Origin of the sequence: Staphylococcus sp. SB1-57 (genome assembly GCF_017086425.1) — a bacterium.
In the GTDB taxonomy this organism is placed as follows: Bacteria; Bacillota; Bacilli; order Staphylococcales; family Staphylococcaceae; genus Staphylococcus; species Staphylococcus warneri_A.
Genome location: NZ_CP070964.1, coordinates 409,260 through 434,358 on the forward strand (window position 1 = coordinate 409,260; position 25,099 = coordinate 434,358).

A 25,099-nucleotide genomic window follows, 5' to 3' on the forward strand; every position below is an offset into this window, starting at 1 on the left:
ACCTCATCGTTTTTTATATACTCATGTAGTTTAAAAGTACCATACAATTATTAAGATTTTGTAAAGACGATCGTGACTTTACCTTTTAATATCTTTTCAATATGTTTTTTTTGACGATTTGCTTGATATTCTTCGGCGATGGGTTCCCCTTTGTAGAACACGTGAAGCTCATATTTATCGTCTTTCTTCGCTTTGAGTTCAACTTCTTCAACAAAGCTTGTATGAGAAATATTGAGTGCATTCACAAATTTGATAATACCACCTAAGGCTTGAATCGTTTCGGTCTCTTTACTACCGAACCAATGTGTTTCTTTGCAGTAGAACTTAAGTAGTGATTTATTTTTAAAACTTGCAAGTAATGCTAACTTAACACGATCTTTATGTGAAAAGCCGTTGATCATTGAGTTAGCAATTAGATAGTAGGTATGTGGTGAACTTGAATCAGAATCGATAAAACTACCTAAATAATAAAGATAGGCACCTTCAACGAAGAGCTCTTTATCTTTGTCGCTTAATTTCAAATCTGAACGTTTTAATAGTTGCGATAATAGTGATTCTGCTAGTTTAAGACGACGATTAGCACTGCTTGCTTCAATGTGATATTCGTTTGCTAAATGGCGTAAAGCATCTTGTCTTACATTATCTTTTGAAAATTCTTCTGGATAACGTTGACGAATGAGATTCATTACATAACCTTCACGAATACCTTTTCTTGAGAAAGTAAACTGAGTCGCATCCACTTTCTTATATAGTGTTTTAAAGACTGAAACGGCAGGTAAGATAATGTCTACACGGTCGCGACTTAATCCGTCTAGGTTAGTTAAGTCGTCTCTTGAACTTTTACGAATTAAGTCATATACTTCTTCGATATCTCTATCTGACATCGTGTAGTTATGAACACCACCAATAGGATAAGAATGCTCTGACTGGTGTATTCGAGCTACATTTCGTGCTGAGCCACCTACACCAACAAGTGCGACATCTTGATCATTAAGCCAGTCAAGTTGACCGAATTGCTCTGATAAGAATTTCTCCATACTTTTAATCGCTGATTTATCATTATGATCTTTGTCACCAAAGAATTGACGTTTGAGCGATACAACACCAAATGGAAAACTGTGTGCAGCCTTTAATTTTTTATCTTTAAATAAAGTGACCTCTGTAGATCCGCCACCAATATCAACTGAGACACCATCTTCAATATCAGTTGTATGTGAAATGGCATAATAGCCGTAAAATGCTTCATCCTCTTCAGGAACGATTTTAATCTCTACACCTGTGTCTTTTTTTACTTTTTTGATAATATCTTGTTGATTATTTGATTGACGAATTGCTGCAGTTGCAATTGGATGTAATTCGTCTACTTTAAATGTCGTTGCTACTTTATTAAAGCTACTTAACGCGTCTGTAAGTACTTGAATCCCTTCGTCATTCATATCGTTATCTTTAGTTAAATACTGACTTAGACGTGCGGGCGTCTTAATATTAAGGATTTCGTTTAGACCTGTGTCTTTATCAAATCCAAAAATAACAAGACGAATGGTATTTGAACCAATATCTATTAAACCAATACGTTCTTCCATCACTGCCTCCTATGTTTTATGGGAACAATTGTCATACCCCTATTTAATTTCATTTTACATGAGTTATATAAAATGAAAAGAATTTTAAGGTATTTTTCTAAGAAAATTTCATCTTTTTGTAAATCAAAAAAGATTGTCTAAGTTCAACATGTTTTCTTTCTTAATTGTACTTGAAAATAAGCCACTTCCATGTCTGTTGGAAGTGGCTTAAAGATGATGCAATCTATTTATTTTACATGTAGTGGTCCACCGGGTCCGACTGGAATACCTAGTAAGAACCAAATGAGTGTGAATAGTGTCCATACAATCGTTAAGGCGATTGAATATGGCATTAGACTTGAAAGTAGGGTGCCGAGTTTCATGTTTTCATCATACTTTTGAGCATAAGATAACAACAACGGTAGGTAAGGCATCATTGGTGTGATTGGATTAGTAATGGAATCGCCTACTCGATATATAGCCTGAGTAAAGGCAGGGTGAAAGCCGACTAAAATAAGCATTGGCACAAAGATTGGTGCTAAAATACCCCATTTAGCAGAGGCACTACCCACTAGCATATTGACGAGTGCACTTAGGAAGATGACACCAATAATCAGTACAATACCATTTTGATGTTGTAGTAATTTGGCACCTTTAACTGCTGTAATTACACCAAGGTTACTCCATTCTAGGAAGGCGAGGAGTTGTGCTGCAAAGAATACAATGACAATGAACGAGCCCATAGATGACATTGAATCAGTAATCATTTGTCCTAAATCTTTAGTGTTTTTAATTTCATGACTTAAGACACCGTATATCACACCCGGTACTAAGAAGATGACTAAGATAATGAGACCGACACCATTAATTAAAGGTGCATCATCAAGTAGACTGCCTGTTTTAGCATTTCTTAAAAAGCTATGCTCTGGAATGGCACAAATGATGAGTAACACAAGTAAGACGATGAAACTCATATTAGCCCAAAATAATGCCTTTTTCTCAACAGGTGTGATATGAGAAGACGTCTCTTCCATATCATCGTGTGCATCTGAATCGTCATACTTACCAAGTCTAGGAATAATTAACTTTGTTGTCACTAAGTGAATGGTAGGTAATAACACAACTACACTGGCTGCAATGAAATACCAGTTCATAGCTACATTGGTTTTAATCTTTTCAGATACAATTCTTGTAGCTGGTTCTGTAAATGAATAGACTAACGCATCTTGCATACCTACGACTAAATTGGCAGCAAATCCACCAACAGCAGATGCATACGCCATTGCTAGACCTGCGATAGGGTGATAACCAATCTTGATAAATAGCATTGCTGCTAAAGGTGGTAAGATAATCGTTGCTGCATCACCAGCTGTACTACCAACGATACCAATCAAAATGATGGTAGGGACGATTAACTTCTTTGGTGCTCGATTGACCACTGAAATCATGAGTTTATCGAAATAACCTGATTTTTCAGCGGCACCAATACCAATCATGACGCCTAGTACAAGCCCAAGGGCAGGGAATTCAGAAAAGTTCTTAATAGCATCATTCATAATCATGGCAAAGCCATCATGGCTTAGAATACTTTTGATATGAATAGTTTCGCCGTTACCTGGATGTTTGACGGAAACATTGAATAGAGAAACAAACCAAGTAATAATGGCAAGTCCGACACACATTAAGAAGAAGAGTACCGTTGGATCAGGTAATTTATTACCTACCCATTCGACCCCATTTAAAAATTTACTAACGATTGATGGTTTTTGCTTTGAGTTTGTTGCCATTCATGAACCACTCCTTAGTTAAATTATCTAAAAGTATAGCAAATATTACATATAATGATAAGAATTTTCTGAAATTTAAAAAGAAGTATATATGATTCGTTAGTAAATGTAAATTCAATATGTGTGATCAAGATCTGAAGTATTTATTTTGAATTAAAGCGTTATCATTGTCATTACGGCGTTTAGTCCTATTATGAAAGTGGAACAACAATACTAAGATTTCATTTTAGGAAAATATTGAGGAGAGTGACGTTATATGAAACGTTTAGAGAATAAAGTAGCAGTTGTGACAGGTGCAAGTACAGGTATTGGTCAAGCTTCTGCCAATGTATTAGCCCAAGAAGGTGCACACGTCTTGGCTTTAGACATTTCTGATCAATTAAATCAAACAGTTGAAGATATTAAACAACAAGGTGGACAAGCGACAGCATTTCAAGTAGATATTTCTGATGAGCAACAAGTTCAAACCTTTGCAAACCAAATTAAATCGGAATTTGGGCATGTAGATATATTATTTAACAATGCGGGTGTTGATAATGGTGCAGGACGTATTCATGAATACCCAGTTGAAGTATTTGATAAAATTATGGGTGTAGATATGAGAGGTACATTCTTAGTAACGAAATTCCTTTTACCGTTAATGATGGATAATGGTGGTTCAATCATTAATACGGCTTCATTCTCTGGGCAAGCAGCAGATCTTTATCGTTCTGGTTATAATGCTGCTAAAGGTGCAGTGATTAACTTTACGAAATCCATTGCTATTGAATATGGTCGTGACAATATCCGTGCTAATGCCATTGCACCGGGCACGATAGAAACACCATTAGTAGATAATTTAGCTGGTACGGCTCAAGATGAAGCGGGGCAAACATTCCGTGAAAATCAAAAATGGGTGACGCCATTAGGACGCTTAGGTACACCAGATGAAGTAGGTAAATTAGTAACATTCTTAGCGTCTGACGATAGTTCATTTATTACAGGTGAAACGATTCGTATTGATGGTGGCGTGATGGCATATACATGGCCAGGTGAAATGTTAAGTGATGATAGTTGGAAGAAATCAATCAAATAATCATATATAAGTAATAAAGCCAAGATGTCCCAGGAAATAAGTGACATCTTGGCTTTAAATCTATTTGAGTTGCTTTGCACATGCTTCACATAACTTATATTGTTGGTCGGCCCAACCGCCTAAGTGAGTATATCCATGAAGATCTTTTCCTTTAACTTTAATATAGATAGGCTCATCTTCTTTAAGTTCACGTTGACAATGAGAACATTTTAATGGGCCAAATAGTATCATAAAGTCACCTCCCAAAGGATTAGCTTACCATTTGATATTGTTATACGTATGATCATTTAATGAGCGCACAATTTCAGCAACAAGACGTACTGAACGATCATAATCATCTTTATGAATGACCGATACATTAGAGTGCATATAACGAAGGGCGACACCCAATGTAATTGTAGGAATACCTTCATTCGCAACATGAATACTACCTGCATCTGTACCGCCACCAGGTGTAGTATCCCATTGAACATCAATATGATGTTGTTTTGCGACTTCTTTGACATGTTGACGTAATCCTTCGTGTGCGATACTTGAAGCATCCATCATAATGACAACAGGGCCCCCACCTAAATAACTGTCACTTGTTTGACCAGACATTCCTGGCGTATCAAATGCGACTGCCACGTCTACTGCAATGGCTAAGTCAGGTTGAATGGTTTGTGCAGCCACTTTCGCACCACGTAATCCAACTTCTTCTTGTACTGTGGCACCTGAATATAAGTTAATATCTATCGTTTCATCTTTTAGTTCATTGAGAACGTCGATAGCTAATGCACAACCATAACGATTATCAAATGCCTTAGCAGTCATATATTTATCATTCGCTAGTGTTTCGAATTCACTGTATGGTGTGACCATATTGCCAACTGACACGCCGGCTTGCTCAGCTTCTTCCTTACTATTCACACCAATATCGATATACATATTTTTAATGTCTACGGTTTTCTTACGTTCTTCAGGAGATAGTACATGTGGTGGTTTAGAACCGATAATACCTCTTAATGCTTTACCATCATCTGTTGTGACAGTCACTTTTTGTGAAAGCATGACTTGGTTCCACCAACCACCAATTGGATTAAATGATAAATAACCATCTTTATCAATTTTAGTTACTAAGAAACCCACTTCATCCATATGTCCTGATATTAAAATAGATTTAGAACCATTTGTGGCGGTCTTTTTACCGAATATGCCACCCAAATTATCTTCTACGATTGCATCACTTATTGGTGATAAATAATGTTTCATTATAGACTTCACTTGCATTTCTCGACCTGCAATACCATTGGTAGCAGTCAGTTCTTTAAGTAATTGTATAGACTCAGTCATACCATCATCCTCCCAATCATTAGTTACATATAGTTTAACATAGGACATTTAATGGTATGTATTGATGGAAATGTTTAAGGAATAAGGGTATATTAATATCAATAATAAATCAGGTAATGGTACCATTGCCCCAATAAACAAGTGAGAGAAGGCGATCATATGAAAAAACTAGTTTCACTTCTAGTAGTTATCGCATTAAGTGCGATTACACTAGCTGCTTGTAGTAAAGAGCAAACGAAAACGTTCGAGGGTGACGTTAATGGTAAACAGATTATTACGTCGATTACATATAAAGGTGACGAAGTATTGAAACAATCTACAATAGGTACTTTGAAATATGATGATTTAGGTATTGATAAAGCACAAGCCAAAGATATGTTAAAGAAAGATGAGAAGGCATTTAAAGGTGACAAAGGTGTATCATTCAAAATTGATTACAAAGATGATAAAGCTGTGGAACATATAGACATCGATTACGAAAAAGCTGATATCGATCAATTGAAGAAAAAATTAGGCTTTGTATCAGTCAAAGGTAAAAATAATAAAGTAAGTTTAGATAAAACAGTTAGCCAAATGAAACGTAATGGTTTAAAAGAAAAAAGTAATATGACCGACCATGACGATTAATAATAAAAGCCAGTACATGCAATTGCTATCGCATGTACTGGCTTTTTATTTTATGTGTTTTATTGTTGTTGATTAAAGTTTTCGATAGCTACTTTAATTTCATCTCTAACACGTTGGAATTCTGACCAATCTTTACCGGCTGGGTCGTCGAAGCCCCAATGTTCTTTCTTTACTGATGGTGGTATAGTAGGACAGTGTTGATCAGCATGACTACACAATGTAACGACTAAGTCAGCACGATTTAGAATATCTTGTTGTATTAAATCTGATGTATGTTGTGAAATATCGATATTAACTTCTTTCATAGCTTCGATAGCCTTTGGATTTACACCATGTGTTTCAATACCGCCTGAATATACCTCCCAACTTGAATCTAAAATATTTTCAGCAAAGCCATGAGCCATTTGACTACGACATGAATTGCCAGTACAAATGAAATAAATGATTTTCTTTGTCATGTTTAGAACTCCTTATTAAAAAATAATTAACGTTAAATATAAGCCTAGTAATGTGAAGAATAGGACTGGAATAGTAATCACAATACCTGTTTTAAAATATGTTCCCCATGAAATTTTGACACCTTTTTGTGCTAATACATGTAACCATAATAATGTCGCTAGTGAACCAATCGGTGTGATTTTAGGACCTAGATCTGAACCAATCACATTACTATAGATCATACCTTCTTTAAGTGAATGAGATACGCCTGACTGACCAATCGCAATCGCATCAATTAAGACAGTTGGCATATTGTTCATCATTGAAGAGAGAATAGCTGAGATAAAGCCCATACTCATAATACTTGCGAATAAACCATGAACGGAAATATGTGATAGTGTATCAGCTAATATAGTTGTGATACCGGCATTTTTCAAGCCAAAAACGACTAGATACATACCAATTGAAAAGATAACAATATTCCATGGTGCCCCTTTAATGACTTGTTTCGTATGAACGGCTTTGGATTGTCGTGCGAGTAAAATAAAAATGATGGCAATGGCACCTGCAATCAATGAAACAGGTATTTGAAGCCATTCACTTACGAAATAGCCAATCATCAATACTACAAGGACAATCCATGAGATTCGGAATAGACGTAAATCTTTTAAGGCAGATGATGGATGATTGATATGAGTGGTATCGACACGTTTCGGAATTGATTTTCTGAAATAAATCCATAAAACAACGATACTAGCGATTAATGAGAATAGATTAGGTATTATCATACGACTCATATATTCACCAAAACCTATGCCGAAGTAATCGGCTGAGACAATATTAACCAAATTACTAATAATCATTGGTAGCGACGTCGTATCTGCGATAAACCCGCTTGCAATAATAAATGGAAAGACCATTTTCTCATTGAATCCTAAATGACGGACCATAGCTAAAACAATAGGGGTTAAGATTAATGCAGCACCGTCGTTGGCAAAGAAAGCAGCGACAATCGCACCAAGAATCATGATTAAAACAAACATGATGAGACCATTACCTTTAGATGCTCGGACCATGTGTAATGCTGCCCACTCGAAAAAGCCGATTTGGTCTAGAATTAACGATATCAATATAATTGCGACAAAGGTGAGTGTGGCATTCCAAACAATTTGAGTCACTTCAACTACATCTGAAAGGCTAACAACACCTGTAATGATTGCGATGATGGCACCAATGACAGCAGTAATACCAATATCTAATCCTTTCGGTTGCCAAATTACAAAGACGAGTGTGATAAGGAATATGACGATAGCAAGGGTTGTCAACATGAATGATCACCTCGTTTCACTGACTGACATACACACTGATCATGTGTTGTATTAATAAGGTTTAAATTATCAATGATTTGTGTGTAAAATTCATGATTTAATTGATAAAAGCGTTTATTGCCTACCTTTCTAGTTGTGACAAATTGATATGTAACTAAAACTTTCATGTGGTGACTTAATGTAGGTTGGGAAATTTCAAAATGTTGTAGTAAATCATACGCACATAGTTCACCACATGATAAAATATCTAAAATTTCCAATCGATTTTCATCGGATAATACTTTTAATATAGATGCTAATTGTTGATATGACATAATTACCTCCAAAACATATATAGATTATCATCTATATAGATGAGTGTCTATGATAAAAGCACAGAAAAAGGCGACCACTTGTAAAGTAATCGCCTTGTATGTACACCTTATTATGATAGTAATTTTAATTTGTAATCGTGGATGGTTTGTGTACCGCCGTCTAATTTTCGGTAAATGATATGGTCTGCAGTGATTTCTGTTGGACTTGATACGCCTACAGCTGCAGCAATATTAAATAAACCTTCATGTAAACTTGTGACATAGTTGGTTACTCGGTATTGCTTTTCATCAACAATTAATCCTTTTTCTTTCTTTGGGTCTGTTGTAGCAACACCAACAGGACATGTATTCATATGACATTGTTGACTCATGATACAACCTACAATAATCATCATGCCACGCGCGATATTAACTAAATCGGCACCTAAACCAAGAGCAATAGCAATTTTGTCTGGTGTGATCAGTTTACCTGATGCGAAAATTTTCACACGATCTCGTACACCATATTTCTCTAACATGCCAGACACGATAGGTAGGGCAGTTAGTAAAGGTAATCCAACACCATCTTGAAGCTCTTGGAATGTTGCACCAGTACCACCTTCGCCACCATCCACAGTGATGAAACTTGGATATTTATTTAGTTTCACCATGGTTTTGACTAGTGTCTCGATGTCTTCAACACGACTGACAACAATTTTAAATCCAACTGGCTTTTGGCCTAGTTGTTGTATTTCGTCTACCCAATTGAGCAAGTCTGTAGCATTATGAATAAATTCGAAGCGGTTCGGTGAGTTAATCGTTTTAAATGGTTCTACATTACGGATTTTAGCGATTTCTTCATTCACTTTATTTCCTTCCATATGTCCACCACGTGTTTTGGCACCTTGCGCTAATTTTAACTCGAAAGCACGTACATTCTTACGTTCAGCCACTGTTTTAAATTGTTCTTTACTGAAATTACCCGCTTTGTCTCTGACACCGAATAGCCCTGGCCCAATTTGGAAAATGATATCGCCATCACCTTTAAGATGATATTCTGATAGACCACCTTCACCTGTATTCATCCATGTACCGGCTTTAGATAAACCTTTAGATAAAGCTGAAATAGCATTTTTACCTAAAGCACCGTAACTCATACCTGATTGGCCAACTAAACGTTTAATCTTATAAGGATGTTCTAGATGTTCACCAAGAACTACCGCATTGTCATCAGTTAAAAAGAATGGATCCACTTGCTTACTTTTACGATGTTCATCACGACTAAATAAGCGTTCATTCTCGATTTGGTAAATAAAAGTTGAAAGTAGTGTCGTATTATCAACTTTTAATTCACTCGCTTGTAGTGGAAACATAGTATTTTGTATGTAAAAACCATCTTCATAATCTGACATTGTCCCAAAACTTGTCATTCTTGAATTGTATTTTCCTGCTAGTACAATATTTTTATAATCTGTACGAGAGAATGGTTTACCTTCATTATCACCAGAGAATAAATATTGTCTAAGTTCTGGTCCCATTTTTTCAGAAAGGTATCTAATACGAGCTAATAGTGGATAGTTTCTTAATACACTATGTTGTGTTTGTCTTTTATCTTTGATTAGCCAGATGATACCTAGCAATAATGCCCCCAATAAAAAAATCATAATAATGATGTTGACGATAAACTGCATTGTAGTCAGTACACTCATTAAAATGCCCCCCTTAATCATTACTCCAACACTATGATACACTTTTCTTTATGTTTTACAATGAAACCGGTTAAATTTATATTGTAGAATTTTAATTGTATAAATTTATGAAATATTTATATTAGGAAAGTTAAGTTAAATAATGTATTAATATGAATCATAAAATGATAAAGTAATTATGATAGAATACGATTGAGGAGGTGACACATGAGTCAACAGCAAAGACAACGTGACATATGGAACCAACCACAAATCATGAAAAAAGATTTTTTAATCATACCGATATACATATTATTTCAAATGGTGGTACCTATCATAATTGTGTTTGGAACACTAGGATTAACAGCCATGATCACTCAAAAACCACCAGCCCAGTTTTTATATAACTTATCTTTAAGTATTGGATTTGTATTAGCCCAATTTTTAGTATTATTTATCTTTTTCGCGATGCATAAATTTGATATTGCTCAAGTCATGAAAAGGCAGTTACACTATGCTCGAAACAAGACCTTACATATATTGTTAACCATTATCGGCGTCGTTATAGTAATGTGCCTATTGAGATGGCTTTTTAACATGTTTGGTATAGGGCCAACACAATATGAAAGAAGAGTTGAGGGATTATTTCATTATCCATCAGCACTATGTTTTACCATGATATCAATGGTTATCTTACGTCCGATGGTTGAGGTTATTATTTATAAACACATCATCATACATGAATTAAGTAAGAAATGGCCTACCGCTGTAACAATCATACTTTCTATTATGATTGAGACTATGGTTCATGTGTACGATATGATGAGTGTGTGGGAAATGTTGCCATTTTTAATAATGGCATTAGGTTCAACAGTGATTTATATTAAATCAGGTATGAATTTAGCTGCGGCATATCTTTATCAAGCAGGTATACAATGCGTGTTATTTATCATCATGGTATTCAAAATGTTAATCATGTAAAACTAATTTTAGAGTGAAAAGGAGTCATTTATGGAAAACCAATCTACACAACAACCCATAGATTCGCATCAACAACAAAATGAATTTGCATCTAAGAAGATAGTTAAAAGAGATTTTTGGCTGATAGTGGCTTACCTTATTGTGGGACAATTCGTATTTCCAATGATTGGTATGATGATTGGTGCCATCGTTGCGATATCACTGGAAATCAAATCTGATAGTAGGGTTAATGAGATTGGTATTAATTTTGCTACTGTATTTGGTTTCGTTGGTATGTGCTTAGTCCTATTATTATTTTATTTAATGCATCAAAAGACACTCATTCCACTAGCTATCCAAAGAGTGAAGGACCTTAAAAAATACATTGTAACTTTAATTATTATTATCGTTATCATGTACTTATTGAATATGTTGTATGGTATAATGGTTGAATTTTTACCAGAGAAATATCAGTTTAGTGATACAGAAAATAATAAAATGTTAGAAAAAATGTTTACTTCTGCATGGATGTGGCCGGTACTGTTTCTAGATATTGTCATTGTGACACCTATAGTAGAGGAACTATTGTTCAGGCATTTATTGATTCACGAGTTAGGTAAGAAACTAACATATGGCCTGATGTATGTGGTTTCAATTCTATTGTTTGCAGGGGTACATGTGACAGAAGCACAATCTCCATTTGAATTAGGACCTTATGTAATTATGGCAAGTGGTTTTGTGGCTGCTTATCACCTTACGAAACGTAATTTAGCAGCTTCGATTGCCCTTCATATGATTAACAACGCGATTTCTTTTATAGTGATTTTATTTACTCTATAAATTGTTAAAAATAAATAGTGAGAGGATGTGTATAAAAGCACATTCTCTTTTTTTGTAATTTAAATTATCATAAAAATTAATTATATTGTTATTTAACGTAGTAAAATGGGAATGAGTAGTGTAATGGGATTTAAAGGAGCGTGTAACATGTTATTAGAAATTGAACATTTAACTTATGAAGCGGATCACCGAACAATTTTAAAGGATATTAATTTCAAGGTGGATAAAGGTGACACTATAGCGATTATTGGACCTTCCGGAAGTGGAAAGAGCACACTTTTAAAGCAACTTAATCATTTGATTGAACCTACATCGGGCACATTGTATTTAAACGGTAAACCTTATCATGACTACGCACCTGAAAGTATTCGTATGAAAGTAAGTTACTTAATGCAACAAAGTGAGATGATAGGTACAACGATTGAAGATAATATGAAGTTTCCTTCAGAAGCGAGAGACCAAGTATTTGATAAAGATAAAGCCCTTAACCTTTTAAAAAAAGTAGGGCTAGGTGACTATGATTTATCTGCAGAAACTGAACATATGTCAGGAGGAGAAAAACAACGCATCACGATTGCACGACAATTAATGTTTGACCCCGAAGTCTTATTACTAGATGAATCGACAAGTGCTTTAGATACACATAATAAAGAACGCGTAGAAGATATTATTTTTAAAATGGCAAAAGAAGGCATTGCCATTTTATGGATTACACATAGTGATGACCAAAGTATGAGACATTTTCAAAAGAGAATGACGATTATTGATGGTGAAATTGATAAGATTGAGGAGTTGAATCAACATGAGTAATATAGCATTATGTTTAACAGCGTTGTTATTGTTTATCCCTATCCTCATCTCTTATAAGGAAGGCTTACATATTATTAAAGATTTAGTGGTAGCAACGATAAGAGCGACCATTCAATTGCTCATTCTTGGCTTCTTACTGCATTATATTTTTAAAATAAATGATAAATGGTTACTCATCTTATGCGTGTTAGTGATTATCATCAATGCATCTTGGAATACCATTCAACGTGCATCCCCAGTAATGCATCATGTGTTTTGGATTTCATTTGTTGCAATATTTGTAGGTACGGCATTACCATTAGCAGGTACGATTGCAACAGGGGCCATTGATTTTACAGCTAATGAAGTGATACCAATAGGTGGGATGTTAGCCAATAATGGTTTAATTGCGATTAATTTAGCCTATCAAAATTTAGATCGTGCATTTGTACAAGATGTTTCCGAAATAGAATCTAAATTAACGTTAGCTGCAACACCCAAACTTGCGTCTAAATCATCAATTAGAGAAAGTATTAGATTAGCTATCGTGCCAACAATTGATTCCGTTAAAACATATGGGCTTGTCTCTATACCAGGTATGATGACAGGATTGATTATTGGTGGGGTGCCGCCATTACAAGCTATTAAATTCCAATTGTTAGTGGTATTCATCCATACAACAGCTACGATTATGTCAGCACTCATTGCCACATACATGAGTTACGGCCAATTCTTCAATGCGAGACACCAATTAATCGCAAGAAATACAGACATCAAGACAAGTTAATGAAACATACAAAATAAATAGCCAATCAATGATAAGACGACTTTTCATTGATTGGCTATTTTTATATCGTGGAAATAAATTTGATTTTAAAGTGTACACCGTTTTGAGAAGGAATAATATGAATTGTTCCATTATGATATTCAACAGCTTCTTTAACTATAGTTAATCCTAAACCATGATTTTCTGTTTGAGTTTCTTTTGTACTATAACCTGATTTGAATATATCATCATTAATATTTGAAATGCCTTTACCATCATCTTTATAGTCGATTAAAAGGGTATTTTCAATTTTATCGAATAATATATCTATTTTTGGATTACGATTATTATGTTCAATACTATTTTCAATAAGATTAATCAAAGTTCTTTCAAAGTATAATTTATTACCATAAAATAATTCGTCATAATCAAATAGGAAGGTTAAATCAATGTTTTCATAACCAAGTGTTTGTACAAATTTTTCAACAGTACTTTGAATTGGAAAACTCTCTTTATCATTTTTCATTTGATTTGTTTCATTATCAAAGTCTTTGTTTAATGATTGTATTAATTCTTCCATATACTTAGCTTTTTCAGATATAAGCGCTACATATTTCTGATTTGATTGATTGACCTCAATAATTTTAGAATAACCATAAATAGATGTCAGTGGAGATTTTAAATCATGAGATATTTGAGAAATCCATTTTGATTTATAATAATGAATCTGATTTTGATAGATTTTATCTTGCAACAATTGTTGATTTAACGTAGATAGAGATGTGTGTAATTCTGGGAAAGTCTTACTATATTTTTTGATATTACCTTTAGTTGTTGGTTGGTGCAATTTTTCGTGAGACAAATTACTAATCCAGTCAATATAATAACTTAATGGTTTTGTTAAACGCTTTGATACTAAATAAGATGTAATCAGTGCTAAAAAGACATCTATAATTATAGTGATTAATAGTATTAAGGGAACTTCTTTTAAATTATCTGTTGGATCATCATTGATTTGATCTTTATTTAAAATAGGACGCTTATTATGGTTTAGTCGAAAACTTAATTTATTATTATGATAATTGTAATCATACTTATTATAATCATGGGTGGTCACACTTTGTAGTAGTTTGCGTGATTGGATTTGATTCTTATTTGCTATATTTATACTACTGTGATTTTTATAAATAAAAACGAAATAGGTTCTTTCATCTTTATATGTTGGGACAGCATTAGCATAGTTAATATTGTCTAAGATAATAGGTTTAATATTTTTATGTTTTAGCTTATTTGGATATAAAATATGACCATATTTATCCGTGTAATATATATTGGCATGGTCTTTTTTAGCTAAGTCTTTGATATGTTGTGATGGTTTATCTATGGGTTCGTTAAAAATAAAAAAATCTGGTTCAATACTATTTAGATCATTATAAATGTCTTTAATCGTTACATTTATTATTGCTGTAACTGTTATCATTGCAATGATGATTGTCAAAGATAAGTATACAGCTAAATATTTGAAGAATTTTAGTAAAAATCGTCTATTCATGATTCTCACCCTTAAATATGTAACCTTTGCCACGCATTGTTTTGATAAACTTTGGTTGATTAGGATTTTCTTCAATTTTACGTCGTAATGTTCTAATGTGAACCATTAATGTATTATCATCTACGAATGTTTCATAGCCCCATACTTTTGAATAAATTTGTTCTTTAGATAGAATTTGATTTTTGTTACTAATAAAAAAATATAGTAAATCTAGTTCTCTAGCCGTAAGTGAAACTGGTTTATGATTAACAAAAACGTCTCCGCTTTTAAAATTGACCTTTAGATTTCCAAGTTGATAAAAATCATTTGAGTCGTCTTTTAAATGAAGAGATACTCTATAGTATAGTTCCATGGGATCGAAAGGTTTTTTGATATAATCTACAACGCCTTTTTCAAAACCTCTGTATAACTCCAAATTTTCTTCTTTAGCAGTCACCACAATAACGGATGTTTGTGATAGGTCCACAAATTTCATTAATTCGTAACCATCTTCCGATTTTAAGTTTAAATCTAATAGTATGACATGGTAATGATTTTGGTTAATAAGACGCTGTCCTTCATTTATATCATCTGCAGTGTCTATAGATGATAGTCCTTTAGTTGTTAAAGATAATTTAATTAATTCTTGTATATCTTTATCATCTTCAATAATCAAAATTTGGCTACTCATTTTTTACACCTCTTGGATTCATTTTAATCCTTTTTAAATAGTTAAACTATTATCTTTTTAAGATTTAAGGAAAATTTAAACTATAAATAAATACTGATTTATGATGATTAAATAAAATAAAGTTAGATATAAGTTAAGGAGATGGTTTGATGAAATTAGTATTTAAAATGTCATGCTTTTTTATCATCGCTACATTATTTTTATATACTGTGCGTAGTATAGCAATATACAATCAAATAGCTTTCTTAAGTATGATTTTAGAATATCCTAGCACAATCTTAGGTGGTTCGACGTGTGCTACATTATTATATTTTGTAGAAGAAAGAAAGAAAAAGAAGGATACCAAAATAAATTATAGTAGAGGGTGTCAGAAATGAAAGTTATAGGATATATACTATCCTTTATATTGTTAATATTATTTATATACAACATATTTAGATTTATTATGGTATTAATAGAAAATACATTAAATGTTGATTTTGGGATGGAGACACTCTTACATAATTCATATTTTGTAAATGGGGGTGTCTTTGGAGCAATTATTATTATCATTGCACTTGAGTTTATTAACCATGTGATTAATGAAGAAAAGTTTTAAACTTTTGATTTCCTGACAAACAAAATAATGAAAAAATATTATATAATGAAACAGTTACTTATCTTAGTTAAATGGGTTTGTAGCTGTTTTTTTATGCTATAAACATTGAAAAATTTATGAAAGGGGGATATGAAAAATGTCGATGATGCGTATCGTTACTTTCATTTTTAGTGTGTTTATCGTTGGTATGGTCGAGATGATGGTAGCAGGTATTATGAATTTAATGAGCCAAGATTTACATGTATCTGAAGCCGTCATTGGCCAACTTGTTACGTTATATGCTTTAACATTTGCCATTTGTGGACCGATTCTGGTTAAAGTGACGCAACGTTTTAAAGCTAAATCGGTATTACTTTGGACATTAGTAACTTTTATTATAGGGAATTTAATTATAGCAATAGCGCCTAATTTCACTATTTTAGTGATAGGACGTATTTTGTCATCTGCAGCAGCATCACTCATTATTGTTAAGGTACTTGCGTTGACTGCCATGTTAACTTCACCTAAGAATCGAGGTAAGATGATTGGTGTTGTCTATTCAGGATTTAGTGGTGCCAACGTGTTTGGTGTACCTATTGGAACATTAATAGGCGATTGGGTAGGTTGGCGTTTTACTTTTATATTTATTGTCGCTGTCAGTGTCATTGTAGGTATACTAATGATAATGTATTTACCTAAAGAACATGAATTGAGTCATGCAAATCATGCAGATGCTGACCATTCTAATCAGGTTACATCTAAAGTGTTACGTCCAGCTGAAGTAGCTAAATTTATTATAATTACATTTTTAATTTTAGTAGCGAACTCAGTCACATTTGTATATATTAATCCACTGATACTATCAAACGGACATGAAATGTCATTTGTATCACTAGCGCTATTAATTAATGGTGTTGCAGGTGTGATAGGTACATCATTGGGAGGTATCTTTGCAGATAAATGGACAAGTAAGCGTTGGTTAATTATCTCTATTACGATATTTATTGTTATGATGCTTGTTTTAAATTTCATATTATCCGGTACTATCATGCTATTAATTGGATTATTTGTTTGGAATATTATGCAATGGAGTACGAATCCAGCAGTACAGAGTGGTCTCATTGAACATGTTGAAGGAGATACAAGCCAGGTGATGAGTTGGGATATGTCTAGCTTAAACGCAGGGATCGGAATGGGTGGCATAATCGGTGGTTTAGTTGTATCACACCTATCAGTACATGCAGTGACTTACACAAGTGCATTGATTGGCTTTCTAGGATTAGTCGTTACCCTTACATTAAAGAATATTCACTTTGCTAAAAAAGAAGCATAATGAAAGGGAGTGGGACAGAAATAACATTTTCTTAAAATTGATTTCGTTGTCCCACTCCCTTTTTTATTCATAAATATGTGGTGTTGTATGACCCACTTGATATGGCAGCCATGGCATCCTACTAAATCTTGCAAAGTATGCAAGGTCGTGAATCATTTCCATACTTAATTCACGTTCGTGAGTCGTGACATCTAAACCATTAGCTTTTAAAATGTACAAATGACCGAACCAAAAGATCATATCTAAAATGTGATAAGCAGAGTGATAATTGGTACTGTTTGGTTGGTGCCATTGAAAGGAAGCTAGCCATCTGTTGGGATTATGACTGATGCTTTTCAAAAAATTATGTGCGGGTTGTTGAAATATATAGTCAGTGATACATTTAGATTGTTGTTGCGCACTAATGGCATCACTGACTTCTATTTCTACACCATTAAAAGCCATAGCTTTAACAAAGCGCTCAGGTGATAATTTTCGAGATTCATTTTTTATATAAATGTCACCTTCATGTTGCGTATAAGAAACAAAGATTGACTTTGAGAAATTAGGATTATCCATAGTCATTGATGATATTTGAATAGGTGCATAAATTAATTCTAAACCTTTGGACTTACCACGAGAGGATTGGTCTAAATTCATGATATCCTTGATATTTTCTGTAGTTAACGATGTTATGGTTGAGTTAGGATATTGTTCCGCTATGATTTCACTAAATCTTTGCGCTTTTTCATGACCTATTTTCTGATTGTCTAAGCGCAATGTACCACTTAGTAACATCACTTTATGGAAATAGGGTTCTGTCTCTGGTAATTGCATCAAAGCCATGATACTCATACTCCCTGCAGATTGACCCATTAGTGTAATGTTATTAGGATCGCCACCGAAATCTTTAATATGTTGGTGTACCCATTTGATAGCATTGATTTGATCGGAGAGCCCATTATTACAATCATAATTTGATTTAAAAAAGGACCAATCTAAAAATCCCCAAGCGCCTAATCGATAGTTAAATGTGACAACAATCACATCTTCCTGTTTAACTACAGATTGAGGTTGATATAGTTCAGCGCTACCATGACCATTGACAAATCCGCCACCATAAAAATAGATGATGACAGGTCGGTGTTTATTCTGAGAGTGATGACGTCGCCATATATTTAAATATAGACAGTCTTCATCTTGTGTAAATTGATTGAAATGAAAGGAAACATCACTTGAGAAAAAATCTTCAAGTTGGTTATACGGTTGTGGGGGGATATGATTGATAAAGGTTGCGTCAATTGATTTAGGCAATGAAGTAATCAATTCAGAATGTTTAAATCGACCATGCATGAGATGGGCATAGCGAATACCAAGGAATGCGTCAATATCATTTTCATTACTATAAATACCTTTAACGATACGGTTATTTAAAGTTATGTTAACCACCATAGTCATTCGTCCTTTCAAAGTCATCTTTAATAACACTATATAATAAATGACTAAAGTCAGCTATATGTATAAAAAAACTGCTAACGATGTTTATAATCGTTAGCAGTTTTAATTTGATTTATGAGTTTAGTGTTCTTTGTTTTGGCGTTTTTCTTCTTTATCTTGTTGTTCTTGTCGTTTTTCAGCAATTTTTTCGCGCTTCTCACGACGTTTACGTTTCTTAAGTTTATCACCCATATTGCTATTCATTTTCTTAGCACGTCTGAAGTAGACACTTTCGAATGAACTAATTGCACCTAATTGATAGAAAATAAGGGCAACAATGATGATAACTAAGAAATCCCATGGATAATGTATCCAGTTTAAACCTTTGAATTCTTTACTACCAATAAATGATAGGAATGAAAGTACGACGAGATAAACAATAATCCATAAGCTTCCGCCGATTTGTTTTTTAGTGTTTTTCCAATTCATTTTATATTCATAGAAGAAGTAAATTGGTAAACCTAAAATGATGATTAATATAACTTCTGCTGTTGTTGGCCACATTGCCCAATAAATAGCTAGTGACGCAAGAACGAATGATAATGGGGCCATGAATTTTAAAATTTTAGCTCTAAATGGACGTGTCATCTTAGGACCCATTTTACGTAATGCAATAACTGTAGTTGGACCAGTTAGATAAGCAACTAATGTTGCAGTTGAAATAACTGCTGCTAACGTACCCCAGTCACGGAATAGTGTAACCATTACCATACTGATGATTGCGTTAAACACAATTGCAACACGAGGAATTTTATATTTTTCATTCATTTTACCTAAGAATTTAGGAATGTGCCCATTTTTCTCCATGGCGCGTAATACACGACCAGTTACAGCAACAAATGATACACCAGTACCAAATGGTGACACTACGGCTTCAATATAAAGTAAAATAGCTAACCAATTTAAACCTAATAAAATGGCCATGTCAGCAAATGGTGAGTTGAAGTTAATACCGCTCCAACCATGTTCATGAATCATTGACTGTGGCATAGAAGTGATGAATGTACTTTGTAACACGATATAAAGTACAGCACTAATTGTAAGTGAAATAGCAATACCACGCGCAATGTTCTTTTCAGGGCTTTTAATTTCTGATCCCATATTAATGATTGTTTGGAATGCATTAAATGAGAAAATAATACCTGACATTGTTGTTGCTGCGAAGATTGGTGCACTACCGTACGGCATGAATGTGCCAGTTGAGTGACCATAATTTCCTGTATCAAATCCTGAAACCATTAACATAATAATTGTTAATAATGGAACACCAAGTTTGAAGAAAGAAATTAAACTAGTAAATGAAGTTAATAATTTAACTGACCAGTAATTTAATAAAGAGAAGATAATAATAATAGCATAAACGGCGATTAAACCTGTTGTACTGATTGAACCATCTTTCATTAAACTACCCATCGGTTTAGCCCAATCCCAAGGCCAAGAACTCATATATTGAACAGCTGAAACTGCTTCAATAGGTATAATTGTTACGAGTGATACCCAGTTTGCCCAAGCGGCTATGAATCCGAGTAATGAACCATGTGTATATTGAGCATAGTTACTCATACCACCAGATTGTGGGAACATAGTTCCAATTTCAATGTAGTTATAGGCGATGGTTCCTATAACGACGAATCCAATAATCCAAGAAATGATAGCTGCTGGTCCTGCAATTGACGATGCTTCCCAAGCACCAAATAACCAGCCTGAACCAATTAATGACCCTAATCCGAGTAACACTAACTGGGGCAGATTAATCTTACTGTTATTCGATTCTGTTTCATTTTTATTTGCCATATTGACTCCTCATTCTTTTATATTCTGAAAATACTACGCCATTATTATACGCTAGTTAAAATATTAGTCAAATGTGTATATTGTAATTTTTATTTAAATGTATAAAATTAGTTTTTTTAATATTTTAGTTTATAATAGTGGATAAATGGCAGAATCAGTAGAAAGTAGGGCAATGACATGGTAGAGAAAAATAACAATTTGGAAGTAGAAAAATTTTTGAAAAAAGATAGCCAATGGAAAGAAGAATATAATTATTTAAGAGAACTTATAGTGGATTTTGACGAGTTGGACGAAGATTATAAATGGATGCACCCTTGTTACACGATTAATAATAAAAATGTGGTTCTTATTCATGGTTTTAAAACGTATGTAGCACTTTTATTCTTTAAAGGTGCACTTATTGAAGATTCTAAAAATACTTTAATTAGACAAACTAAAAATGTACAAGCTGCAAGACAGCTACGATTTACAACTTTAGAGGAAATTCAATCACGTAAAGCAGAAATTGTTGATTATGTGACACAAGCTATTGACATTGAAAAGCCTGGTAAACAAGTTGAATTAAAGAAAACAGAAGATTTTGAGGTGCCAGAGGAATTACAACAACAATTCGATGCGATGCCAGAATTAAAAAAAGCGTTCGATCAATTAACACCTGGAAGACAACGTCAATACTTGCATCATATTGGTGATGCCAAACGTGCAGATACCAGACAAAAAAGAGTGGACAAATATATTAATCACATCTTAGAAGGAAAAGATATGCATGATAAATAGCAAGAGGGAGTGGACAGAAATAATAAAGAACCACTAATCATTTATGATGTAGTGGTTCTTACGCATTAGCCACAGCTAATGTGTACTTTAAACTAGGAATGCATGAGTGAAACTCATGCATAAGAAATACTAATTTCTAAAGAAATAGAATGACTTTACAGTCGACTACTGCCTAAATATGAATGTAACTTGAAATATATATTTCTGTCCCTCTTCTTATTTTTATGAGTGTTTAAGCATTTAATAAAGAGGATTAATGGAATCTCATTCCACCATCAACAATAATCGTTTGGCCAGTAATATAATCTGAATCTTTGCCAGCTAAGAAACTAACAACATTTGATACATCTTCAGGTTGTGAAAGTTTACCTAAGGCAATTTGATCAGTAAATTGTTTCCAACCCCAAGATTCAGGTTGTCCAGCTTCTTCAGCAGTTTTCTTAGCAATACCTTCCATCATTGGTGTTTGAACAATACCAGGCGCAAATGCATTTACTGTAATAGATTCATGTGCTAGATCACGTGCAGCAACTTGAGTTAAACCTCGCACAGCAAATTTACTACTACTATAAAGTGATAAGCCTGCATTACCTTCTACGCCAGCTTGAGACGTAGCATTAATAATTTTTCCGCCATGACCTAATTGTTTGAATTGTGCATGTGCGGCTTGAATGCCCCATAAAACACCTTTGACATTGACGCCATATACTTTGTCGAAGTCTTCTGGTGTAATAGAATCAATGGGTGTCATTGGTCCTAAACCAGCATTGCTCACTAAAACGTGAAAATCACCAAAATGTTCAACTGTTTGATTTAAAGCATTAAATACATCATCACGATTGGCTACGTCAGCTTTAATTGCTAAAACTTTTGAGTCATCTTGTGTTAAAGATTGTGCCGCTTGAATTGCGCCTTCTCCGTTGAAATCCACAATGGCTACTTTGAATCCATCATCAAATAAACGTTTAACGATTTGATACCCAATGCCTTGTGCACCACCTGTTACAACTGCTACTTTGCTTTCTTGACTCATATAAAACCCTTCTTTGTATATATTTTGATTACAAGGTCAACATAGCACAAAAAAGAAATAAAAAATTATAAATGTGTAACATAAAAGTATAATTCAATGTATTGTCAATATTTCTTAAAATAATTTTCATAATTCATAAGGTTATAAAATACTAAGCATATTTATCCTTTTATATAATTAATCAAATGTAAAAAGAACTATATAAAAATGTTAAGGGTGAATAGTTTAATTTTGTAAAAATGCAATAGGTTTACTAAAATTATATAGGGTATATATTTATATCGTTGTCGAATATGCGAGCAATTAAAAATCATGATGTGGTGGGAGCACAACATTTATGAAGCGTGATTCGCATTATTTGAGTTTATAATTTTTAAAAGCAAAGGCCTTCGTGCTCTTGTTCAACTAATATTTTTATTTTGTTAACAACTGCTCTGTGGGCCTTTTTTAATTGTCATTGCATTAATTCGTCATTTTTACAATATGGAAGGGGAAAACAATCATGTTAAGCATTAAAAATTTAACCAAGATTTACTCTGGGAATAAAAAGGCAGTAGATAATTTAACGCTTGATATTGAATCAGGTGAATTTATCGCCTTTATTGGGACGAGTGGTAGTGGTAAAACCACTGCTTTAAGAATGATTAACCGAATGATTGAAGCCACAGATGGCCAAATTCAAATGAATGGCAAAGATGTACGTAATATGAACCCAGTTGAATTAAGAAGAAGTATTGGTTACGTCATTCAACAAATCGGTTTGATGCCTCATATGACTATTAGAGAAAATATTGTACTTGTACCAAAATTACTAAAATGGTCGAAAGAAAAGAAAGATCAAAAGGCGGAAGAACTCATTAAACTTGTAGACCTACCAGTAGAATATTTAGACCGTTATCCGGCAGAACTATCTGGTGGTCAACAGCAACGTATTGGTGTAGTAAGAGCCCTTGCTGCTGAACAAGATATTATCTTAATGGATGAACCATTTGGTGCACTTGATCCAATTACACGAGATACACTGCAAGATTTAGTGAAAGAACTTCAACAAAAATTAGGTAAAACATTTATTTTTGTGACACATGATATGGACGAAGCCATTAAATTGGCGGATAAAATCTGTATTATGTCGAAAGGTAAAGTTGTACAATTCGATACACCTGACAATATTTTAAGAAATCCTGCCAATGACTTTGTAAAAGACTTTATTGGTCAGAATCGATTGATTCAAGATAGACCAAATATGAAAACGGTTGAAGGCGCAATGATTAAACCGATCACAGTACACGCAGATGATTCACTTAACGATGCGGTCAATATCATGAGAGAGAAACGTGTAGATACAATATTTGTTGTAAATAATCATCACAAATTATTAGGATTTTTAGACATAGAGGATATCAATCAAGGACTCCGTGCAAGAAAAGAACTGATTGATACAATGCAGCGTGATATTTATAAAGTACATATCGATTCGAAATTACAAGACTCAGTGCGTACGATTTTAAAACGTAATGTTAGAAATATTCCAGTTGTTGATGATGACAATATCCTTATAGGTTTAATTACACGTGCTAACTTAGTTGATATCGTTTATGACTCTATTTGGGGTGAATCAAGTGACACACAGTTAGCGCAACCTTCTGACAAATCTGTTGAAAGTGATATAGCGAATTCAGAACATCAAGCTCATCAACAAGATGATGCTAGTGTTACAGAAGAGGCGAATAAGCATGAAACGGGAGATGAGCGATAATGAAAGCATTCTTGAATGAATATGGAAGTCAGCTCGTATCTAAGACGATTGAACATTTCTATATTTCTATCATTGCTTTACTGATTGCAATCGTCGTAGCCGTTCCGCTAGGTATCTTATTGTCTAGAACAACGAAAACGGCCAATGTGGTTCTAACCATTGCGGGTGTTTTACAAACTATTCCAACATTAGCAGTATTAGCCATTATGATACCTATCTTTGGCGTAGGAAAGACACCAGCGATCGTAGCGTTATTTATCTATGTGTTATTACCAATATTAAATAATACGGTACTCGGCGTGAAAAACATCGATAAAAACGTAATACAAGCTGGACAAAGTATGGGAATGACACAATTTCAATTAATGAAAGATGTTCAAATGCCATTAGCGTTACCTATGATTATTAGTGGTATACGCCTTTCAAGTGTATACGTTATTAGTTGGGCTACATTAGCGAGTTATGTCGGCGCAGGTGGTCTTGGTGATTTAGTATTTAACGGATTGAATTTATATCAACCACCAATGATTATTAGTGCAGCAATATTAGTTACGTTACTAGCGCTAATTGTCGACTTTTTACTATCATTAGTTGAAAAATGGGCAGTACCTAAAGGTTTAAAAGTATCTAGATAAGAAAAGGGAGG

The 25,099-nt window shown here is 33.8% G+C and carries 23 protein-coding genes; 10 read left to right on the top strand and 13 right to left on the bottom strand.

What is annotated here, in order from left to right:
* Positions 1–50 precede the first annotated feature (50 nt).
* Both ppx and JX000_RS01890 read right to left on the bottom strand, forming a co-directional pair.
* Positions 51–1,583, bottom strand: a complete 1,533-nt coding sequence (gene ppx / locus JX000_RS01885) for an exopolyphosphatase (protein ID WP_002450403.1) — start codon at positions 1,581–1,583, stop codon at positions 51–53.
* A 227-nt stretch (positions 1,584–1,810) separates the two neighbouring features.
* Entirely contained in the window at positions 1,811–3,349 is a 1,539-nt protein-coding gene (locus JX000_RS01890) for an AbgT family transporter (RefSeq protein ID WP_206140815.1), read from the bottom strand.
* Between the two features lie 256 nt (positions 3,350–3,605).
* Here JX000_RS01890 and JX000_RS01895 point away from each other — a divergent pair, with 256 nt between their 5' ends.
* Positions 3,606–4,424 (top strand): SDR family oxidoreductase, encoded by an 819-nt coding sequence (locus JX000_RS01895; protein ID WP_075778558.1) that lies wholly within the window; start codon positions 3,606–3,608, stop codon positions 4,422–4,424.
* A 60-nt stretch (positions 4,425–4,484) separates the two neighbouring features.
* Here JX000_RS01895 and JX000_RS01900 read toward each other — a convergent pair whose 3' ends face one another.
* Both JX000_RS01900 and JX000_RS01905 read right to left on the bottom strand, forming a co-directional pair.
* Positions 4,485–4,655: a hypothetical protein gene (locus JX000_RS01900; protein WP_002450400.1), complete on the bottom strand. Its 171-nt coding sequence runs from the start codon at positions 4,653–4,655 to the stop codon at positions 4,485–4,487.
* A gap of 24 nt (positions 4,656–4,679) precedes the next feature.
* Positions 4,680–5,756 (bottom strand): M42 family metallopeptidase, encoded by a 1,077-nt coding sequence (locus JX000_RS01905; RefSeq protein WP_206140816.1) that lies wholly within the window; start codon positions 5,754–5,756, stop codon positions 4,680–4,682.
* A gap of 159 nt (positions 5,757–5,915) precedes the next feature.
* Here JX000_RS01905 and JX000_RS01910 point away from each other — a divergent pair, with 159 nt between their 5' ends.
* Positions 5,916–6,383, top strand: a complete 468-nt coding sequence (locus JX000_RS01910; protein WP_124227973.1) for a YehR family lipoprotein — start codon at positions 5,916–5,918, stop codon at positions 6,381–6,383.
* A 59-nt stretch (positions 6,384–6,442) separates the two neighbouring features.
* Here JX000_RS01910 and arsC read toward each other — a convergent pair whose 3' ends face one another.
* The 4 genes from arsC to JX000_RS01930 form a co-directional block, all read right to left on the bottom strand.
* Positions 6,443–6,841 (bottom strand): arsenate reductase (thioredoxin), encoded by a 399-nt coding sequence (gene arsC / locus JX000_RS01915; RefSeq protein WP_107546615.1) that lies wholly within the window; start codon positions 6,839–6,841, stop codon positions 6,443–6,445.
* 15 nt (positions 6,842–6,856) lie between these two features.
* The gene (gene arsB / locus JX000_RS01920) at positions 6,857–8,149 is read right to left on the bottom strand and encodes an arsenite efflux transporter membrane subunit ArsB (RefSeq protein ID WP_002450396.1); all 1,293 of its coding nucleotides are present in this window, start codon (positions 8,147–8,149) and stop codon (positions 6,857–6,859) included.
* Positions 8,143–8,463, bottom strand: a complete 321-nt coding sequence (locus tag JX000_RS01925) for an ArsR/SmtB family transcription factor (protein ID WP_002450395.1) — start codon at positions 8,461–8,463, stop codon at positions 8,143–8,145. The genes arsB and JX000_RS01925 overlap by 7 nt, the downstream gene beginning before the upstream one ends.
* A 110-nt stretch (positions 8,464–8,573) precedes the next feature.
* Positions 8,574–10,151: an FMN-binding glutamate synthase family protein gene (locus tag JX000_RS01930; RefSeq protein WP_206140817.1), complete on the bottom strand. Its 1,578-nt coding sequence runs from the start codon at positions 10,149–10,151 to the stop codon at positions 8,574–8,576.
* 207 nt (positions 10,152–10,358) lie between these two features.
* On the opposite strand from JX000_RS01930, the gene lnsB reads away from it, so the two are divergent.
* The 4 genes from lnsB to JX000_RS01950 all read left to right on the top strand — a co-directional run bounded on the left by lnsB (position 10,359) and on the right by JX000_RS01950 (position 13,506).
* The gene (lnsB, locus tag JX000_RS01935; RefSeq protein ID WP_002450393.1) at positions 10,359–11,111 is read left to right on the top strand and encodes a CPBP family lipoprotein N-acylation protein LnsB; all 753 of its coding nucleotides are present in this window, start codon (positions 10,359–10,361) and stop codon (positions 11,109–11,111) included.
* Positions 11,112–11,141: 30 nt separating this feature from the next.
* The gene (locus tag JX000_RS01940; RefSeq protein WP_002450392.1) at positions 11,142–11,930 is read left to right on the top strand and encodes a CPBP family intramembrane glutamic endopeptidase; all 789 of its coding nucleotides are present in this window, start codon (positions 11,142–11,144) and stop codon (positions 11,928–11,930) included.
* Between the two features lie 147 nt (positions 11,931–12,077).
* Positions 12,078–12,740 carry an ABC transporter ATP-binding protein gene (locus tag JX000_RS01945; RefSeq protein WP_002450391.1) on the top strand — a complete coding sequence of 221 codons (663 nt, stop codon included), beginning with the start codon at positions 12,078–12,080 and terminating at the stop codon, positions 12,738–12,740.
* Positions 12,733–13,506 carry an ABC transporter permease gene (locus tag JX000_RS01950; RefSeq protein WP_206140818.1) on the top strand — a complete coding sequence of 258 codons (774 nt, stop codon included), beginning with the start codon at positions 12,733–12,735 and terminating at the stop codon, positions 13,504–13,506. Before JX000_RS01945 ends, JX000_RS01950 begins: the two co-directional genes overlap by 8 nt.
* Positions 13,507–13,567: 61 nt before the next feature.
* Here JX000_RS01950 and JX000_RS01955 read toward each other — a convergent pair whose 3' ends face one another.
* Both JX000_RS01955 and JX000_RS01960 read right to left on the bottom strand, forming a co-directional pair.
* Positions 13,568–15,037: a HAMP domain-containing sensor histidine kinase gene (locus JX000_RS01955; protein WP_002450389.1), complete on the bottom strand. Its 1,470-nt coding sequence runs from the start codon at positions 15,035–15,037 to the stop codon at positions 13,568–13,570.
* Positions 15,030–15,707 carry a response regulator transcription factor gene (locus tag JX000_RS01960; RefSeq protein WP_002450388.1) on the bottom strand — a complete coding sequence of 226 codons (678 nt, stop codon included), beginning with the start codon at positions 15,705–15,707 and terminating at the stop codon, positions 15,030–15,032. The genes JX000_RS01955 and JX000_RS01960 overlap by 8 nt, the downstream gene beginning before the upstream one ends.
* A gap of 734 nt (positions 15,708–16,441) precedes the next feature.
* On the opposite strand from JX000_RS01960, the gene JX000_RS01965 reads away from it, so the two are divergent.
* Positions 16,442–17,617, top strand: a complete 1,176-nt coding sequence (locus JX000_RS01965) for an MFS transporter (protein ID WP_206140819.1) — start codon at positions 16,442–16,444, stop codon at positions 17,615–17,617.
* A gap of 63 nt (positions 17,618–17,680) precedes the next feature.
* On the opposite strand, the gene JX000_RS01970 is transcribed toward JX000_RS01965, so the two are convergent.
* Both JX000_RS01970 and JX000_RS01975 read right to left on the bottom strand, forming a co-directional pair.
* Positions 17,681–19,045: a carboxylesterase family protein gene (locus JX000_RS01970; protein WP_185291334.1), complete on the bottom strand. Its 1,365-nt coding sequence runs from the start codon at positions 19,043–19,045 to the stop codon at positions 17,681–17,683.
* Between the two features lie 129 nt (positions 19,046–19,174).
* Positions 19,175–20,887, bottom strand: a complete 1,713-nt coding sequence (locus tag JX000_RS01975; protein ID WP_002450384.1) for an APC family permease — start codon at positions 20,885–20,887, stop codon at positions 19,175–19,177.
* 177 nt (positions 20,888–21,064) lie between these two features.
* Here JX000_RS01975 and JX000_RS01980 point away from each other — a divergent pair, with 177 nt between their 5' ends.
* Complete coding sequence (locus tag JX000_RS01980) at positions 21,065–21,664, top strand: YdeI/OmpD-associated family protein (protein WP_206140820.1); 600 nt, start codon at positions 21,065–21,067, stop codon at positions 21,662–21,664.
* A gap of 253 nt (positions 21,665–21,917) precedes the next feature.
* Here JX000_RS01980 and JX000_RS01985 read toward each other — a convergent pair whose 3' ends face one another.
* Entirely contained in the window at positions 21,918–22,697 is a 780-nt protein-coding gene (locus tag JX000_RS01985; RefSeq protein WP_002450382.1) for a (S)-acetoin forming diacetyl reductase, read from the bottom strand.
* Between the two features lie 502 nt (positions 22,698–23,199).
* Between JX000_RS01985 and JX000_RS01990 the strand changes: the two genes are divergently transcribed.
* Both JX000_RS01990 and JX000_RS01995 read left to right on the top strand, forming a co-directional pair.
* Positions 23,200–24,453: a betaine/proline/choline family ABC transporter ATP-binding protein gene (locus JX000_RS01990; protein ID WP_002450381.1), complete on the top strand. Its 1,254-nt coding sequence runs from the start codon at positions 23,200–23,202 to the stop codon at positions 24,451–24,453.
* A complete protein-coding gene (locus JX000_RS01995; RefSeq protein ID WP_002450380.1) occupies positions 24,453–25,088 on the top strand; it encodes an ABC transporter permease in 636 nt (211 codons plus the stop codon). The genes JX000_RS01990 and JX000_RS01995 overlap by 1 nt, the downstream gene beginning before the upstream one ends.
* Positions 25,089–25,099: the final 11 nt, after the last annotated feature.

Coding starts and splice junctions, on each gene's coding strand:
- ppx (WP_002450403.1), bottom strand. CDS start 1,583: ATGGAAGAACGTATTGGTTTAATAGATATTGGTTCAAATACCATTCGT.
- JX000_RS01890 (WP_206140815.1), bottom strand. CDS start 3,349: ATGGCAACAAACTCAAAGCAAAAACCATCAATCGTTAGTAAATTTTTA.
- JX000_RS01895 (WP_075778558.1), top strand. CDS start 3,606: ATGAAACGTTTAGAGAATAAAGTAGCAGTTGTGACAGGTGCAAGTACA.
- JX000_RS01900 (WP_002450400.1), bottom strand. CDS start 4,655: ATGATACTATTTGGCCCATTAAAATGTTCTCATTGTCAACGTGAACTT.
- JX000_RS01905 (WP_206140816.1), bottom strand. CDS start 5,756: ATGACTGAGTCTATACAATTACTTAAAGAACTGACTGCTACCAATGGT.
- JX000_RS01910 (WP_124227973.1), top strand. CDS start 5,916: ATGAAAAAACTAGTTTCACTTCTAGTAGTTATCGCATTAAGTGCGATT.
- arsC (WP_107546615.1), bottom strand. CDS start 6,841: ATGACAAAGAAAATCATTTATTTCATTTGTACTGGCAATTCATGTCGT.
- arsB (WP_002450396.1), bottom strand. CDS start 8,149: ATGTTGACAACCCTTGCTATCGTCATATTCCTTATCACACTCGTCTTT.
- JX000_RS01925 (WP_002450395.1), bottom strand. CDS start 8,463: ATGTCATATCAACAATTAGCATCTATATTAAAAGTATTATCCGATGAA.
- JX000_RS01930 (WP_206140817.1), bottom strand. CDS start 10,151: ATGAGTGTACTGACTACAATGCAGTTTATCGTCAACATCATTATTATG.
- lnsB (WP_002450393.1), top strand. CDS start 10,359: ATGAGTCAACAGCAAAGACAACGTGACATATGGAACCAACCACAAATC.
- JX000_RS01940 (WP_002450392.1), top strand. CDS start 11,142: ATGGAAAACCAATCTACACAACAACCCATAGATTCGCATCAACAACAA.
- JX000_RS01945 (WP_002450391.1), top strand. CDS start 12,078: ATGTTATTAGAAATTGAACATTTAACTTATGAAGCGGATCACCGAACA.
- JX000_RS01950 (WP_206140818.1), top strand. CDS start 12,733: ATGAGTAATATAGCATTATGTTTAACAGCGTTGTTATTGTTTATCCCT.
- JX000_RS01955 (WP_002450389.1), bottom strand. CDS start 15,037: ATGAATAGACGATTTTTACTAAAATTCTTCAAATATTTAGCTGTATAC.
- JX000_RS01960 (WP_002450388.1), bottom strand. CDS start 15,707: ATGAGTAGCCAAATTTTGATTATTGAAGATGATAAAGATATACAAGAA.
- JX000_RS01965 (WP_206140819.1), top strand. CDS start 16,442: ATGTCGATGATGCGTATCGTTACTTTCATTTTTAGTGTGTTTATCGTT.
- JX000_RS01975 (WP_002450384.1), bottom strand. CDS start 20,887: ATGGCAAATAAAAATGAAACAGAATCGAATAACAGTAAGATTAATCTG.
- JX000_RS01980 (WP_206140820.1), top strand. CDS start 21,065: ATGGTAGAGAAAAATAACAATTTGGAAGTAGAAAAATTTTTGAAAAAA.
- JX000_RS01985 (WP_002450382.1), bottom strand. CDS start 22,697: ATGAGTCAAGAAAGCAAAGTAGCAGTTGTAACAGGTGGTGCACAAGGC.
- JX000_RS01990 (WP_002450381.1), top strand. CDS start 23,200: ATGTTAAGCATTAAAAATTTAACCAAGATTTACTCTGGGAATAAAAAG.
- JX000_RS01995 (WP_002450380.1), top strand. CDS start 24,453: ATGAAAGCATTCTTGAATGAATATGGAAGTCAGCTCGTATCTAAGACG.